Source organism: Streptomyces sp. NPDC024698 (assembly GCF_055559015.1).
In genome coordinates this window covers 737,208-751,482 of sequence record NZ_JBVHLK010000001.1, presented here as the reverse complement: position 1 = coordinate 751,482, position 14,275 = coordinate 737,208, and the positions used below count along the sequence as shown (strand labels likewise).

General features: G+C 71.8%; 11 protein-coding genes. 5 read left to right on the top strand and 6 right to left on the bottom strand.

The window, feature by feature from the left end; genetic code table 11:
* Nucleotides 1-249 precede the first annotated feature (249 nt).
* Entirely contained in the window at nt 250-1,539 is a 1,290-nt protein-coding gene (locus ACZ4AA_RS03230; protein WP_339129456.1) for a citrate synthase, read from the top strand.
* Between the two features lie 614 nt (nt 1,540-2,153).
* On the opposite strand, the gene ACZ4AA_RS03225 is transcribed toward ACZ4AA_RS03230, so the two are convergent.
* From ACZ4AA_RS03225 to ACZ4AA_RS03210, 4 genes are all read right to left on the bottom strand, one after another.
* Complete coding sequence (locus ACZ4AA_RS03225) at nt 2,154-4,397, bottom strand: heavy metal translocating P-type ATPase (protein WP_467594357.1); 2,244 nt, start codon at nt 4,395-4,397, stop codon at nt 2,154-2,156.
* A gap of 92 nt (nt 4,398-4,489) precedes the next feature.
* Nucleotides 4,490-4,729 (bottom strand): heavy-metal-associated domain-containing protein, encoded by a 240-nt coding sequence (locus tag ACZ4AA_RS03220; RefSeq protein ID WP_467594353.1) that lies wholly within the window; start codon nt 4,727-4,729, stop codon nt 4,490-4,492.
* 95 nt (nt 4,730-4,824) lie between these two features.
* The gene (locus ACZ4AA_RS03215; RefSeq protein ID WP_467595115.1) at nt 4,825-5,775 is read right to left on the bottom strand and encodes a PrsW family glutamic-type intramembrane protease; all 951 of its coding nucleotides are present in this window, start codon (nt 5,773-5,775) and stop codon (nt 4,825-4,827) included.
* A gap of 251 nt (nt 5,776-6,026) precedes the next feature.
* Complete coding sequence (locus ACZ4AA_RS03210; RefSeq protein WP_467594349.1) at nt 6,027-6,701, bottom strand: TetR family transcriptional regulator; 675 nt, start codon at nt 6,699-6,701, stop codon at nt 6,027-6,029.
* Nucleotides 6,702-6,865: 164 nt separating this feature from the next.
* Between ACZ4AA_RS03210 and ACZ4AA_RS03205 the strand changes: the two genes are divergently transcribed.
* Together ACZ4AA_RS03205 and ACZ4AA_RS03200 are read left to right on the top strand one after the other, a co-directional pair.
* Nucleotides 6,866-9,301 carry an MMPL family transporter gene (locus ACZ4AA_RS03205; protein ID WP_467594346.1) on the top strand — a complete coding sequence of 812 codons (2,436 nt, stop codon included), beginning with the start codon at nt 6,866-6,868 and terminating at the stop codon, nt 9,299-9,301.
* Between the two features lie 329 nt (nt 9,302-9,630).
* Nucleotides 9,631-10,674, top strand: coding sequence for a zinc-dependent alcohol dehydrogenase family protein (locus tag ACZ4AA_RS03200; protein ID WP_467594342.1), 1,044 nt, complete (start codon nt 9,631-9,633; stop codon nt 10,672-10,674).
* A 66-nt stretch (nt 10,675-10,740) separates the two neighbouring features.
* On the opposite strand, the gene ACZ4AA_RS03195 is transcribed toward ACZ4AA_RS03200, so the two are convergent.
* Nucleotides 10,741-10,941, bottom strand: coding sequence for a helix-turn-helix transcriptional regulator (locus ACZ4AA_RS03195; protein WP_467594339.1), 201 nt, complete (start codon nt 10,939-10,941; stop codon nt 10,741-10,743).
* 332 nt (nt 10,942-11,273) lie between these two features.
* On the bottom strand, nt 11,274-12,251 hold the full coding sequence (locus ACZ4AA_RS03190; protein WP_467594336.1) for a sugar phosphate isomerase/epimerase family protein: 978 nt from the start codon (nt 12,249-12,251) through the stop codon (nt 11,274-11,276).
* Between the two features lie 128 nt (nt 12,252-12,379).
* On the opposite strand from ACZ4AA_RS03190, the gene iolC reads away from it, so the two are divergent.
* Together iolC and ACZ4AA_RS03180 are read left to right on the top strand one after the other, a co-directional pair.
* On the top strand, nt 12,380-13,330 hold the full coding sequence (iolC, locus tag ACZ4AA_RS03185) for a 5-dehydro-2-deoxygluconokinase (RefSeq protein ID WP_467594333.1): 951 nt from the start codon (nt 12,380-12,382) through the stop codon (nt 13,328-13,330).
* The gene (locus ACZ4AA_RS03180) at nt 13,327-14,268 is read left to right on the top strand and encodes a Cgl0159 family (beta/alpha)8-fold protein (RefSeq protein ID WP_467594330.1); all 942 of its coding nucleotides are present in this window, start codon (nt 13,327-13,329) and stop codon (nt 14,266-14,268) included. Before iolC ends, ACZ4AA_RS03180 begins: the two co-directional genes overlap by 4 nt.
* Nucleotides 14,269-14,275 lie beyond the last annotated feature (7 nt).

The following is a 14,275-nucleotide window of genomic DNA, read 5'->3' as shown; positions in this document are numbered from 1 at the left end:
AGCGCGGAACGGGGCCTTTCGGACGCGGGACGGGGTCGATCACAAAAAATGATCGATCAAACGAGTCACGAAGGTCACAGAACACTTCCGGTCGCGCCACGGACGCGGCAGGATGAGCAGGTTGGCGGCACTCAGTGCCGCCGATAGGCCCAATGGTCGACCCCGAGTGCACTCTCCAGGGCCAAATGGGGGATGGTAGAGACAGTCAGGGCACCTCGAAGAAGAGGCACAACGTCGGTGAGGGATGACGTGAGCGACAACTCTGTAGTACTGCGGTTCGGCGATGGCGAGTACACCTACCCGGTGATCGACAGCACCGTCGGCGACAAGGGCTTCGACATCGGCAAGCTCCGCGCCCAGACCGGTCTGGTGACGCTGGACAGCGGGTACGGCAACACCGCCGCGTATAAATCCGCGATCACCTATCTCGACGGTGAGCAGGGCATCCTCCGCTACCGCGGCTACCCGATCGAGCAGCTGGCCGAGCGTTCCACCTTCCTTGAGGTGGCCTACCTGCTGATCAACGGTGAGCTCCCGAACGTCGACGAGCTCTCCACCTTCAAGAACGAAATCACGCAGCACACCCTGCTGCACGAGGACGTCAAGAACTTCTACAGGGGCTTCCCGCGCGACGCCCACCCGATGGCGATGCTCTCCTCGGTCGTCTCGGCGCTGTCGACCTTCTACCAGGACAGCCACAACCCGTTCGACGAGAAGCAGCGCAACCTCTCCACCATCCGGTTGCTCGCCAAGCTTCCGACGATCGCGGCCTACGCGTACAAGAAGTCGGTCGGCCACCCCTTCGTCTACCCGCGCAACAACCTCGGGTACGTCGAGAACTTCCTGCGCATGACCTTCTCGGTCCCCGCGCAGGACTACGAGCTCGACCCGGTCGTCGTCTCGGCGCTCGACAAGCTGCTGATCCTGCACGCGGACCACGAGCAGAACTGTTCGACCTCCACCGTGCGTCTGGTCGGCTCCTCGCAGGCGAACATGTTCGCCTCGATCTCCGCCGGCATCTCCGCGTTGTGGGGCCCGCTGCACGGCGGCGCCAACCAGTCCGTCCTGGAGATGCTGGAGGGCATCCAGGCCAACGGCGGCGACGTCGACGCCTTCATCCGCAAGGTGAAGAACAAGGAGGACGGCGTCCGCCTGATGGGCTTCGGCCACCGGGTGTACAAGTCCTTCGACCCGCGCGCGAAGATCATCAAGGCCGCCGCGCACGACGTGCTGTCCGCTCTCGGCAAGTCCGACGAGCTGCTGGACATCGCCCTCAAGCTGGAGGAGCACGCGCTCTCCGACGACTACTTCGTCTCGCGCAACCTCTACCCCAACGTCGACTTCTACACCGGCCTGATCTACCGCGCCATGGGCTTCCCGACCGAGATGTTCACGGTCCTGTTCGCCCTCGGCCGGCTGCCGGGCTGGATCGCCCAGTGGCACGAGATGATCAAGGAGCCCGGCTCCCGCATCGGCCGCCCGCGCCAGATCTACACGGGTGTCGTCGAGCGCGACTTCGTGCCGGTCGAGGCCCGCTGAGGCTCGTGACGTGACCGCCGGGCTCCGTGTACGGGGCCCGGCGAACCCGTCGTACGCGCAGAAGAACCAGTACGCGCGGAACCAGTACGCGGACAAACGGAAAGCGCCCTGCTACCGGTCCCCCCACGGGCCGGCAGTCAGGGCGCTTTCCTTGTCCCGGTGCGGATTCCCCCCACGGGATCCGGCCGGGCGTCTGTGGACAGCGCCTGAATCGCTGCGTGCCGGCGCGATGCCGGCGGTGAGCCGGGCGAGCTGAGCTCGCCGTACTGCGGTGGTGCGTGTGCGATCTGCCGGGACGCGTACGGATCGGGAGGGCCGCTCAAAGCTCCCCGCTGTACGTGCCCCGGCGACGCAATTTCCGGGAACGTCCCCCAAGACATCCCCAGATGCCAGTCACGCCCCCCAAGACGCTTCTGACATCGCCAACTTAGACTGACGAACCCCTTCGGTGGTTACGTTCACATCACTGTGATCTGGATCTCTTGCATATGTCCTGAAGATAGGCAAGAGACCCGGTATGGGAATCGAGGACCAAGCGTAAGGAAGATGCGCGAGCCTTGTGAAGAGCTTATGTGAGGCTCTCGTTGGACTCTAGGGGGACTCAGGCTCTGTCGTCACGCGAATGCTCGCAGTCGAAGGCTGTTCGTGACCACGAAAACGGACGAGAAGGCCATCGCCGCTCCCGCGATCATCGGGTTCAGCAGTCCCGCGGCGGCCAGCGGAAGCGCCGCCACGTTGTAGCCGAAGGCCCAGACCAGGTTCCCCTTGATCGTCGACAGGGTACGGCGGGACAGCCGGATCGCGTCCGCGGCCACCCGCAGATCCCCGCGCACGAGCGTCAGATCGCTCGCCTCGATCGCCGCGTCCGTCCCGGTGCCCATCGCGAGCCCCAGGTCCGCGGTGGCGAGGGCCGCCGCGTCGTTCACCCCGTCGCCGACCATCGCGACCGTGCGCCCCTGGCCCTGAAGCCGCCGGACCACGGCGACCTTGTCCTCGGGCAGCACCTCGGCGATCACGTCGTCCGGGCCGATGCCGACCTCCCGTGCCACGGCCTCCGCGACCGCCCGGTTGTCCCCGGTCAGCAGCATCGGGGTGAGCCCCAGGGCGCGCAGTTCGCGCACGGCCTCGGCACTGCTCTCCTTGACGGTGTCGGCGACGGCCAGCACGCCGGCCGCCGCGCCGTCCAGGGCGACCACGACGGCCGTACGGCCCGCGGCCTCGGCCGCGTTCTTCGCGTCCGCAAGCGTTCCCGGGAGCGCGCCCGGGAACCGGCCGACGGTGACCTCACGACCCTCCACCCGCCCGCGCACGCCCAGCCCCGGCACGTTCTCGAAACGCTCCGGCGCGGGAAGGCCGCCGGCGCGCTCCTGAGCGCCTGCCGCGATCGCTCGGGCAACCGGATGCTCGGAGGCGTTCTCCAGGGCTCCCGCGAGCCGCAGGACGTCTTCCCCGGCCCGTCCCTCGGCGACGTACACCTCGTGCAGACTCATCCGGCCCGTCGTCACGGTGCCGGTCTTGTCCAGGAGGACGGTGTCGACACGGCGCGTGGACTCCAGGACCTCGGGTCCCTTGATCAGGATGCCGAGCTGGGCGCCGCGGCCCGTGCCGACCATCAGGGCGGTCGGGGTGGCCAGGCCGAGCGCGCACGGGCAGGCGATGATCAGCACCGCGACGGCGGCGGTGAAGGCCGCGACCGTGTCCCCGGTGACCGCGATCCAGACAGCGAAGGTGCCGACCGCGATGAGCAGGACGACGGGTACGAAGACCCCGGAGATCCGGTCGGCGAGCCGCTGCACCTCGGCCTTGCCGTTCTGCGCGTCCTCGACGAGCCGGGCCATCCGCGCGAGCTGGGTGTCCGCGCCGATCCGCGTGGCCTCGACGACGAGGCGGCCCCCGGCGTTCACGGTCGCACCGGTGACGGCGTCCCCGACGCCCACGTCCACGGGCACCGATTCACCGGTCAGCATGGACGCGTCCACGGCCGAGGAGCCCTCGACGACGGTCCCGTCGGTGGCGATCTTCTCGCCGGGCCGGACGACGAAGCGGTCCCCGACCACCAGTCGTGCCACCGGCACACGGACCTCGCGGCCGTCCCGCAGGACGCCGACGTCCTTGGCGCCGAGCTCCAGCAGTGCCCGCAGCGCCGCTCCCGCGCGCCGCTTGGAGCGGGCCTCCAGGAAGCGCCCGAGCAGGATGAACGCGGTGACCCCCGCGGCGACCTCCAGATAGAGCGCCGAGGCCCCGTCCGTACGGGAGACGGTGAACTCGAAGCCGTGCCGCATGCCCGGCATCCCCGCGTCGCCGAAGAACAGCGCCCACAGGGACCAGCCGAACGCGGCGAGGGTGCCGACCGAGACCAGGGTGTCCATGGTGGCCGCGCCGTGCCGCGCGTTCGTCAGGGCGGCCCGGTGGAAGGGCAGCGCGCCCCAGACCACGACCGGCGCGGCGAGCGTCAGCGCGAGCCACTGCCAGTTGTCGAACTGGAGCGCCGGGATCATCGACAGCAGGACGACGGGCAGGGCGAGGACCGCGGAGACGATCAGCCGTTCGCGCAGGGCGGCGGTCTCGGGATCGTCGGCGGCGGGGGGCGCGTCCTGCGTGGGAGGCGCGGGCGGCGGGGGCTCCTCGGCGGTGTAGCCCGTCTTCACCACGGTGGCGATCAGATCGGCGACCCGTACCCCCTCGGGGTAGGAGACCTTGGCCTTCTCCGTCGCGTAGTTGACCGTGGCGGTGACGCCGTCCATCCGGTTGAGCTTCTTCTCGACGCGGGCCGCGCAGGAGGCGCAGGTCATCCCGCCGATGGAGAGTTCGATCTCCGAGGTCGTGCCTATCGGTGTCTCGGGTGCTGCGGTGGTCATGGTGCGGCTCCAGGAATGTGCCGGGCCGCGCGGAGCCGGTATCAGCCGGTCGGCACGGCCCGGTGCGGAGAGGGAGAGCTGCCCGGGTCCGTTCAGGCCGGGTCGACGAGCTCGAAGCCCGCCTCGTCGACCGCGGCGCGCACGGCGCTCTCGTCGAGCGCGGCGGCCGAGACGACGGTGACCTCGCCGGTCGAGGCGACGGCCTTGACCGAGCTCACGCCCGGGATCGCGGAGATCTCGCCGCTGACGGAGCCTTCACAGTGTCCGCAGCTCATACCGCTCACCTGGTAGACGGTGGTGACGGAACCCTGGGTGCCGGTCTGGGCGGTCATGGCGTTACTCCTCGTCGAGGCGTTCTGGGGCGTGCGTGCGCGGGAGGGATCCCTGGGAACCCAGGGTTCCCCTCGATGTTCACCACACTATACCCCTAGGGGGTATTTCTCCAAGCAGGGTCGCGGTGCGCCAGGGAGCGCGCCCAGGCGGCTCCCGCGAGCGTGACGAGGAGCAGGGCGCCCACCGAGAACAGGGTGAAGAGATGGTCCTGTCCACCCGTCGGCCGCGGTGTCCGGTCCGGCGCCGGCAGCGCCCCGCCGAGCCCGGAGCGGCCGAGCCGGGCCACCAGCCACAGCGCGATACCGCGCGTGGAGTCCCCCAGGGCGTGCAGCAGGGAGACGCCGACCCAGACGCCGGCCACCCGGGAGGTGAGGCGGAACCGCCCGTCCGGGCGGCGCCGCGCCAGCAGGGCCGCACCCGCGACCGCGGTCCACAGGCCCTGCCCGAACGGGGTGAGCGCCCCGCGCAGGATCTCGGTCTCCAGGAGGGTGCGCAGATCGGCGCCCTGCAAGGACACGGCCGCGTCGAAGGCGTGCCCCGCGCCCTCCAGGGCCGCGAAGCCGAACCCGAGCACCGCGCCGAGCACCAGACCGGCCCGCGGTCCGCGGATCCGGGGGTTCCGGCGCAGCAGGAACATCAGCGCGCCGAGCTTCACGGCCTCCTCGGCCATCCCGGCGCCGACGTACAGCCACGGTGAGGGGCGCGTCAGCTCGTACTCCGTCACCGAGGCGCCGAGCGCGCCCAGTGCCCCGCCGGTCAGGAAACAGCCGAGCAGGAGGGTGGTGCCCAGGTCGCGGCCGTGCCGCTCGTACGCCCAGAGCATGAAGGCGACGGGCACGAGGAAGCCGCCGAGCAGGATCAGGGTCGGCAGCGGCGTGACGTCGTACGTGGCGTACGTGACGACCGCGGTCAGCGCCCAGAGGGCGAGACCGCCGCCCAGGCAGCGCTTCCAGAGGTCGGCGGGGAACCGGGGGTGCTGCGGCGGGGGCTGCTGCGGCCCGGGAATGCGGGCCCGGGGTGCGCCGGGCGGCGGATTCTGCGTCACGGCCATCCCTCTGTCCCCCGGGGGCGGCCCGCGGGCTCGGACGGGGCCCGCGTTCCGGTGCGCCGGAGCGGCCCCCGGGCGGGTGAGGCGGGGGTGCGCGGACGGATCGGTGCCGCGGGTCACTGATCGATTTGTCCGAACCTTATGACAGATGTCCCTCATGTCGCGGACCGGAACGCTGGTGCCGTGCCGTCTCGGTCGGCGCCGTTCCGCCGCGTTTCCGCCCGCCCCTCCGGCCGGTCCGGTGCGGCTCAGCGGGCGGCGGGTGATCCGCCGGCGAGCAGGGGCTCCAGATAGCGGTGCATGACCGTCTTGAGTTCCGCGATGTAGCCGTCCCGTTCGGTGCCCTCGTGGGACATGACCAGGGTGAGACCGGCCTTGAACAGGTGGACCGCCATGTTCGCGGTGCGGGCGCGCTCGTCGGCCGGCAGATCCGGCAGGCGGGCCCCGATCATCTCCTCGACGCGGGCGAGGAGCGTGCCGTGCAGGGTGCCGATCTCCTCGACGATCACTCCCGGGGTGTCGGCGCCGTGCATCAGGACGGCGAAGGCCGGGTGCTCGACGTTGAACTCGATCAGCGGGTCGAGGACCGCGTCGAGCATCCGGTCCAGCGGGAGGCCGGCGTTCTCCTGGGCGAGCGCCTGTCCGTGCGAGCGGGCCCAGTCGTCGAGGAGCTGGTCGCTCAGGCCGACCGCGATGGCCTCCTTGTTCGGGAAGAACTGGTAGAGCGTGCCGGGCGAGACGCCGGCCTCGCGGGCGATGGCGTTGGTGCTCGCCGCGGTGTAGCCGGTCCGGCAGAACACCGAGGCCGCCGCTTCCAGGAGCTGGGCGACGCGGCGCTCGCCGCGGGCCTGACGGCGGCGCGGCCTGTCGTCGGCCTGCTGCTGTCTCTCCGACGGTTCCTCGGTCTGCTGCTTCTCGGGCACGGATGATCCCCAGCTTCTCCGGACGCGATTGACAAACACGAGTGGTCACTCGCATTCTTGAGAAACGCGAGCGACGTCTCGTGTTTGCCAGTCTATGGCAATGGGCGATCCATGATGCCTGCACGGAAGCGGGTCATCGGGTCACGGTGAGGGGACGCCGCATCATGTCCGAAGTCGACGGCGCGGACGACGGGCCCGGGGCGAGGCCCGGCGGAGGCCGGAGCGAGAGCGGGGGTGCCTCGCGCGGGGACGCGAAGAGGGATGCTGCTCGTACGGTCTCGGGTTCGGGCGGGGGCGCTCGTACGGGCTCGGACGGGGACGCGGACGGGGGTGCCCGTCTGGGCGGCTGGACCCGGTTCGTGACCGCGCGGCCACGGCTCTCCCTGCTGGTCGCCCTCCTGCTGACCGCGCTCGCCGTGGTCGCCGGCAGCGGGGTCGCGGACCGGCTGGGCAGCGGCGGCTGGGAGGACCCGACCGCGCAGTCCACGTACGCCACCAAGGCGCTGGAACGGGAGTTCCCCGCCTCGCAGCCCAACCTGCTGCTCCTCCTCGACGCGGGACGCTCCTCGGTCGACGACCCCGCCGTCGCCGCCGAGGCCAGGCGGATCGCCGCGCGCCTCGCCGCCGAGCACGGTGTCACCGGCGTCGGTTCGTACTGGCAGACCGGTTCACCCGCGCTGAAGGCGAGCGACGGCCACGAGGCGCTGATCGCCGCCCGGATCACCGGCGACGAGACGGCCGCGGCCCGCACCCTGGACCGCCTCGCCCCCTCCTACCGAGGCGGGAGCGGTCCCGTCGAGGTCGAGATCGGCGGACCGGTCGCCGTACGGCACGAGATGCAGACGACCATCAAGGAGGACCTCACCCGGGCCGAGATGATCGCCCTTCCGGTGACGCTCCTGCTGCTGGTCATGGTCTTCGGGAGCGCCGTCGCGGCCCTGCTCCCGCTCGGGGTCGGGATCATCGCGATCCTCGGCACGAACGCCGTGCTGCGCGGACTCACCGAGGTCACGGACGTCTCGGTCTTCGCGATGAACCTGACGACGGCCCTCGGCCTCGGACTCGCCATCGACTACGCCCTGTTCATCGTCCGCAGGTTCCGCGAGGAACTGGCCACCGGTGCCCCGCCGCGCTCCGCGATCGGGGTCACCCTGCGCACCGCGGGCCGGACCGTTCTCTTCTCCTCGCTCACGGTCGCCGTGTCGCTGGCCGCGATGCTGGTCTTCCCGCAGTATTTCCTGCGCTCCTTCGCCTACGCGGGCATCGCCGTCGTGCTGCTCGCCGCGGCCGCCGCCCTGATCCTGCTCCCCGCCGCGCTGATGCTCCTCGGCGACCGGGTGAACTCCCTCGATCTGAGGCGTCTGTTCCGGCGCGGACGGCCCGACCCGGCCGCCGCCGGGGCCCTCTGGGGCCGTATGGCCGCCCTCGTCATGCGCAGGGCACCGCTCTTCGCCGTGGCCACCACGGCCGGCCTCATCGTCCTCGGACTGCCCTTCCTGGGCGTGAAGTTCGGTACGGCCGACGACCGGCAGCTGCCCTCGGGGGCCGAGTCGCACGTCGTCCAGCAGCACATCCGCGACGGTTTCCCGGGCAGCCCCGGCGGCGCGCTGGACGTTCTGGCCGAAGGGCCTGCCACCGAGGCCGAGTACGCCGGGTACAAGGAGCGGATCGCCGCGCTGCCCGAGGTCCTGCGGGTGGACGGCCCGCTGGTCAAGGGCGACACCGCGTACTTCTCGGTGTTGCCCAAGGGCGAGGCCGTGGACGAGGGGGCCCAGCGACTGGTGGGTGAACTCCGTTCCACGGACGCCCCGTTCGACACCTCCGTGACCGGCACGGCGGCCGTCCTGGTCGACTCCAAGCACGCGATAGCCGAGCGGCTCCCGTGGGCGGCCGCGTTCATCGCGATCGTCACCCTGTTCCTGGTGTTTCTGCTGACGGGCAGCGTGCTGATCCCGCTCCAGGCGGTCCTGCTCAACGCGCTCAGCCTGAGCGCGATGTTCGGCGCCGTGGTCTGGGTCTTCCAGGACGGCCATCTCTCCGGTCTCCTCGACTTCACCAGCTCCGGCTCGATCGAGACGACCCTCCCGGTCCTGATGTTCTGCGTCGCCTTCGGCCTCTCCATGGACTACGGAGTGTTCCTCCTCTCCCGCATCAAGGAGGAGTACGACCACACCGGCGACCACCGGGAGGCGGTCCGCTTCGGGCTCCAGCGCACCGGGGGTCTGATCACCGCGGCCGCCGTCATCCTCGCGGTGGTGATGGTCGCCATCGGCACCTCCCGGGTGGCCAACACGAAGATGCTCGGACTGGGGGTCGCGCTCGCCGTCCTGATGGACGCGATGGTCGTCCGCAGCCTGCTGGTCCCGGCGGTCATGCGGCTGACGGGCACGGCCACCTGGTGGGCTCCGGGCCCCCTGCGGCGCTTCCACGACCGGTTCGGCCTGAGCGAGGGAGAGGCACCGGCCTCGGACACGCCCCCGGCTCCCGGCTCGACACCGGCCGCCGACTCGACCCCGGCCCCTGACACGGCACCCGTCGCGGAGCCGATACCGGAGCCGAAGCCGAAGCCCGACCGGGACAAGGCCGAGGCACGCGGCTAGCGGACCTCGATCGCCCCCCGACCCGACCCGACCCGCCCCAGCCCCGGTCCTCGAACGCCGGAGGGGCTGAATTTTCCCCGGCCGGGGCTGAGATGTGGACGGGCCGGGGCTGAAACTCCCGCCCGTACCCAAGCCATCGCCCTCCCGCAGCCGGGATCCGGCGTGAGGGGTACATCGATGCCCGTCGCCACCGACGCCCCACTCCTCACCCGACGGCGACGGGCTGATGCACCGGCACGGCCCCGACCCGCCCACCGGACCGAAGCCGCACCGGACCGCATCCCCTAGCGTTGCGCGGGAGTTGATCTCCGAGTGGAGGGCGGGAGCCGATGCGGGCAGTGGTGTTCGAGCGGTACGGGGAGCCGGCCGGGGTGCGGGAGGTGGCGGACCCGGCGCCCGCGGAGCACGGGGTGGTGGTGCGGGTCGAGGCCACCGGGCTGTGCCGGAGCGACTGGCACGGCTGGATGGGCCACGACCCCGACATCACGCTGCCGCACGTGCCCGGCCATGAACTCGCCGGGGTGATCGAGGCGGTGGGTGCCCGGGTGAGCGGGCATCGCCCCGGCGACCGGGTCACCGTCCCGTTCGTCTGCGCCTGCGGAAGCTGTCCCGCCTGCGCGGCCGGCGACCAGCAGGTGTGCGAGCGGCAGACCCAGCCGGGGTTCACGCACTGGGGCTCCTTCGCCCAGTACGTGGCGCTCGACCACGCCGACGTGAACCTGATCCCGCTGCCGCCGGAGCTGTCCTTCGCCACGGCGGCCTCGCTTGGCTGCCGGTTCGCCACGGCGTTCCGGGCGGTCGTCGCGCAGGGGAGAACGGCCCCGGGGGAGTGGGTGGCGGTACACGGCTGCGGCGGCGTCGGCCTCTCGGCGGTCATGATCGCGGCGGCCTCCGGGGCGCGGGTCGTGGCCGTGGACGTGTCACCCACAGCGCTCGATCTGGCCCGGAGGTTCGGGGCGGCGGAGTGCGTGGACGCCTCCGCCGTGGCGGACCCGGCCGAGGCGGTCCGTGAACTGACCGGCGGCGGTGCGCACGTCTCGCTGGACGCTCTCGGGTCCCCCGGCACCTGCGCGGCCTCGGTCGAGGGACTGCGCCGTCGCGGCCGGCACGTCCAGGTCGGCCTGCTGCCCTCGCCGACCGGCGCCACCCCGGTGCCGATGGCCCGGGTGATCGCCCTCGAACTCGAACTGCTCGGCAGCCACGGAATGGCGGCCCACGCCTACCCGCCCCTGCTGGAACTGGTCCGCTCCGGAGTGCTGCGCCCCGATCTCCTCGTGACCTCCGCCATCGCACTGGACGCGGCTCCCGCCGCTCTGGCCGCGTTGGGATCGGCTCCGGGAGTGGGGGTGACGGTCATCGAGCCGTGGGCGTGACGGGCCCGGGCCGGATCCGGCCGTGGGCAGGGCACTCAGGAGAGTGCCCGACCCCGGCCGGACGGGTCAGCCGCCCTTGCGGCCCCGGTTCCCCGGCCGGGAGGCGACCCAGGCGCGGACGGTGTCGGCGTACCAGTAGGGCCTTCCGGCCTCGACGTGGTCGGGCGGCGGCAGCAGTCCGTGCTTGCGGTAGGAGCGGACGGTGTCCGGCTGCACCTTGATGTGCGCGGCGATCTCCTTGTACGACCAGAGCCGGCGGTCGGTCATGTGCGGCACCTCCCCGCGCGCACCGCGGCGGCGGCCTGGGACGGTCGTCGGGGGAGCCGGGCGCTGCGCTGGTGATCACAAAGCGTGTGCCCGGTGAACGACGCGGGGTGGGTGCCGGGCCCTGACTGTCGACCGGGCGTGACACAAGACCCGCGTATACGCGACATGTGTGACGCGGCGGTGTTTTTTGTGACACAGGTGACACGAGTGACGCATGAGTGGCGGTGAGGCACGCCCGCCGGGGCCTTCGGCCGCCACCGCGGGGACCGGAAGGCCCACCGGGCCCCGAGCGCCCGGCGGGCCGGGACTCCGGGTGCCCCGGGGCGCGGGTCTCATGCCCCGCAGGACCTCAGGAACGCCCGGGTGCGCCGGGCGATCGGCAGCGGCTTGTCCGGCGGGCACGGGTACATGTCCTGCTCGACGATCGCGAAGAGCTCGATGCCCAGATCCTGCGCGGCGGCGAGGACGGGTTCCAGCGCCGGCACGCCGGAGGGCGGTTCGCACATCACGCCGCGGGCGACGGCGGGCCCGAACGGCAGTTCCTCGGCCCGCACCCCGGCCAGCACCGCGGGGTCCACCTGCTTGAGGTGGAGATAGCCGACGCGCTCGCCGTACGTCTCGATGAGCTTGACGCTGTCGCCGCCGCAGTAGGCGTAGTGGCCCGTGTCCAGGCAGAGCGACACCAGCGAGGAGTCGGTCGCGTCGAGGAAACGGGTGACGTTCTCCTCGCTGTCGATGTGGGTGTCGGCGTGCGGATGGACGACGATCCGCAGCCCGTAGCGCTCGCGCACCTCATGGGCGAGCCGCTCGGTCTGCGACGCCAGATCGCGCCACTGGGCCGGCGTCAGCACGCTGTCCTCCAGCACCGCGCCGGTCTTGTCGTCCCGCCAGAAGGCCGGGATGACTACGAGATGCCCGGCCCCCATCGCCTGGGCGAGCGCCGCGATGTCCGAGACGTGTGCCCAGGTGGACTCCCAGACGTCGGGGCCCCGGTGCAGTCCGGTGAAGACCGTGCCCGCCGACACGCTGAGCCCGCGCCGGGAGGTCTCCTCGCGCAGGACGTCCGGATCGGTGGGCAGATAGCCGTACGGGCCGAGCTCGATCCACTCGTAGCCGGATCCGGAGACCTCGTCGAGGAAGCGCCGCCAGGGGACCTGTAGGGGATCCTCGGGGAACCAGACGCCCCAGGAATCGGGAGCCGAACCGATCCGGATGCGCGACAGTGAGGACGGAGGTGACGACCGCGGTGACGACTTCTGCGAGGGCCCGGGGGACGGCTGCGGCGATGACTGCGGCTGCGACGACGTCATGGGCGTCAGCTTCCGGCGGCTCCGTGGAGGTGTCAAGCCCTGGTCCGAATGTCTGGACAAAACGTTGACAGGCTTCCCGTGCGGCACTAGACCTGGGGGCAGCCGCAGGGACCGCGGAAGGGAACGCGATGGCGTACGAGCTGATCACCATGGGGCGGATCGGCGTGGACCTCTACCCGTTGCAGACGGGCGTCCCGCTGTCCCGGGTGACCTCCTTCGGCAAGTTCCTCGGCGGCTCGGCGACCAATGTCGCGGTGGCGGCCGCGCGGCTCGGACGGCGTACGGCGGTCGTCACCCGAACGGGCGCCGACCCCTTCGGGACCTATCTGCACGAGGCGCTGCGCGCGTTCGGCGTCGACGATCGCTGGGTCACCGCGGTCCCGGGACTGCCGACCCCGGTCACCTTCTGCGAGATCTTCCCGCCGGACGACTTCCCGCTGTACTTCTACCGGCAGCCCAAGGCCCCCGACCTGGAGATCGGCGCCGGTGAACTCGACCTCGACGCCCTGCGCGAGGCCGGCGTCTTCTGGATGACCGGCACGGGACTCAGCGCGGAACCCAGCCGGACGGCCACCCTGACCGCGCTGGCCCACCGCGCCCGTTCCGGCACGACGGTCTTCGACCTCGACTGGCGTCCCATGTTCTGGGAGGACCCGGCCTCCGCGCGCCCCTTCTACGCCGAGGCCCTGCGCCACGCCACCGTCGCCGTCGGCAACATCGACGAGGTCGAGATCGCCACCGGGGAGCGCGAGCCGCACACCGCCGCCGCGGCCCTCCTCGCGGCCGGTGCCGAGCTCGCCGTGGTGAAACAGGGCCCCAAGGGTGTCCTCGCCGTCCACCGCGACGGCACGACCGCCGAGGTCCCGCCCCTGCCGGTCGACGTCCTCAACGGCCTCGGCGCGGGCGACGCGTTCGGCGGCTCCCTCTGCCACGGACTGCTCGCCGGCTGGGACCTGGAGAAGATCACGCGCCACGCGAACGCGGCCGGCGCCATCGTCGCCTCCCGGCTGGAGTGCTCCTCCGCGATGCCCACCGCGCACGAGATCGAACAGGCCCTCGCCGCCGGGGCGGTGCCATGAGGGCGGGGCATGTCGGCGGCGCCCGCCCCGAGCAGGGCGGCGACGCGCGCACCCTCCGCAGTGTCGACGTCTCCGCCCTCGTGCGGACCCGGGCCCGGCACCCGGAGGCGATCGCCGAGGCCGCCGCCCGGCGGGTGCGGCGGCCGCTGCTCGACGGCCCCGGCCGGCTGATGATCGTCGCGGCGGACCACCCGGCCCGCGGCATGCTCGCCGTCGGTGACCGGAGCCTGGCCATGGCGGACCGCGCCGGGCTGCTGGAGCGCCTGTGCGTCGCGCTCTCCCGCCCCGGCGTCGACGGCGTGCTCGCCACCGCCGACATACTCGACGACCTGCTGCTGCTCGGCGTCCTCGACGGCAAGGTGGTCATCGGGTCCATGAACCGCGGCGGGCTCGCGGGCTCCGCCTTCGAACTGGACGACCGGTTCACCGGCCACCGCCCCGAGGACATCGAACGGCTCGGGTTCGACGCCGGGAAACTGCTGCTGCGCATCGACTACGACGACCCCGGATCGCTGCGCACCCTGGAGTCCACCGCCCGCGTGATCGACGACATGGCCGAACGCCGACTCCCGGTCTTCGTCGAACCGTTCCTCTGCCGTCGCCGGGCGGACGGCACCCTGCGCAACGATCTGAGCGCCGAGGCCGTCACCAAGTCCATCGCCATCGCCGGCGGCCTGGGCGGCAGTTCGGCGTACACCTGGCTGAAGGTCCCCGTCACCGAGAACCCCGACGACATGGCCCGGGTCATGGAGACCTCCACGCTGCCCGCCGTCCTGCTCGGCGGCGACGTCGGCGAGGATCAGGAGGGTGCGTACGAGAAGTGGCGCGGGGCGCTCCAACTCCCCACCGTGCAGGGCCTGGTGGTGGGCCGTTCGCTGCTGTACCCCGCGGACGGCGATGTCGCCGCGGCCGTGGACACCGCCGTAGGACTTCTGTGAGGGCCGC

What these genes read in the sequence shown, in the direction of transcription:
- ACZ4AA_RS03205 (WP_467594346.1), top strand. Translation starts at nt 6,866, where the DNA reads ATGTCCGAAGTCGACGGCGCGGACGACGGGCCCGGGGCGAGGCCCGGC.
- ACZ4AA_RS03200 (WP_467594342.1), top strand. Translation starts at nt 9,631, where the DNA reads ATGCGGGCAGTGGTGTTCGAGCGGTACGGGGAGCCGGCCGGGGTGCGG.
- iolC (WP_467594333.1), top strand. Translation starts at nt 12,380, where the DNA reads ATGGCGTACGAGCTGATCACCATGGGGCGGATCGGCGTGGACCTCTAC.
- ACZ4AA_RS03180 (WP_467594330.1), top strand. Translation starts at nt 13,327, where the DNA reads ATGAGGGCGGGGCATGTCGGCGGCGCCCGCCCCGAGCAGGGCGGCGAC.
- ACZ4AA_RS03195 (WP_467594339.1), bottom strand. Translation starts at nt 10,941, where the DNA reads ATGACCGACCGCCGGCTCTGGTCGTACAAGGAGATCGCCGCGCACATC.
- ACZ4AA_RS03190 (WP_467594336.1), bottom strand. Translation starts at nt 12,251, where the DNA reads ATGACGTCGTCGCAGCCGCAGTCATCGCCGCAGCCGTCCCCCGGGCCC.
- ACZ4AA_RS03220 (WP_467594353.1), bottom strand. Translation starts at nt 4,729, where the DNA reads ATGACCGCCCAGACCGGCACCCAGGGTTCCGTCACCACCGTCTACCAG.
- ACZ4AA_RS03225 (WP_467594357.1), bottom strand. Translation starts at nt 4,397, where the DNA reads ATGACCACCGCAGCACCCGAGACACCGATAGGCACGACCTCGGAGATC.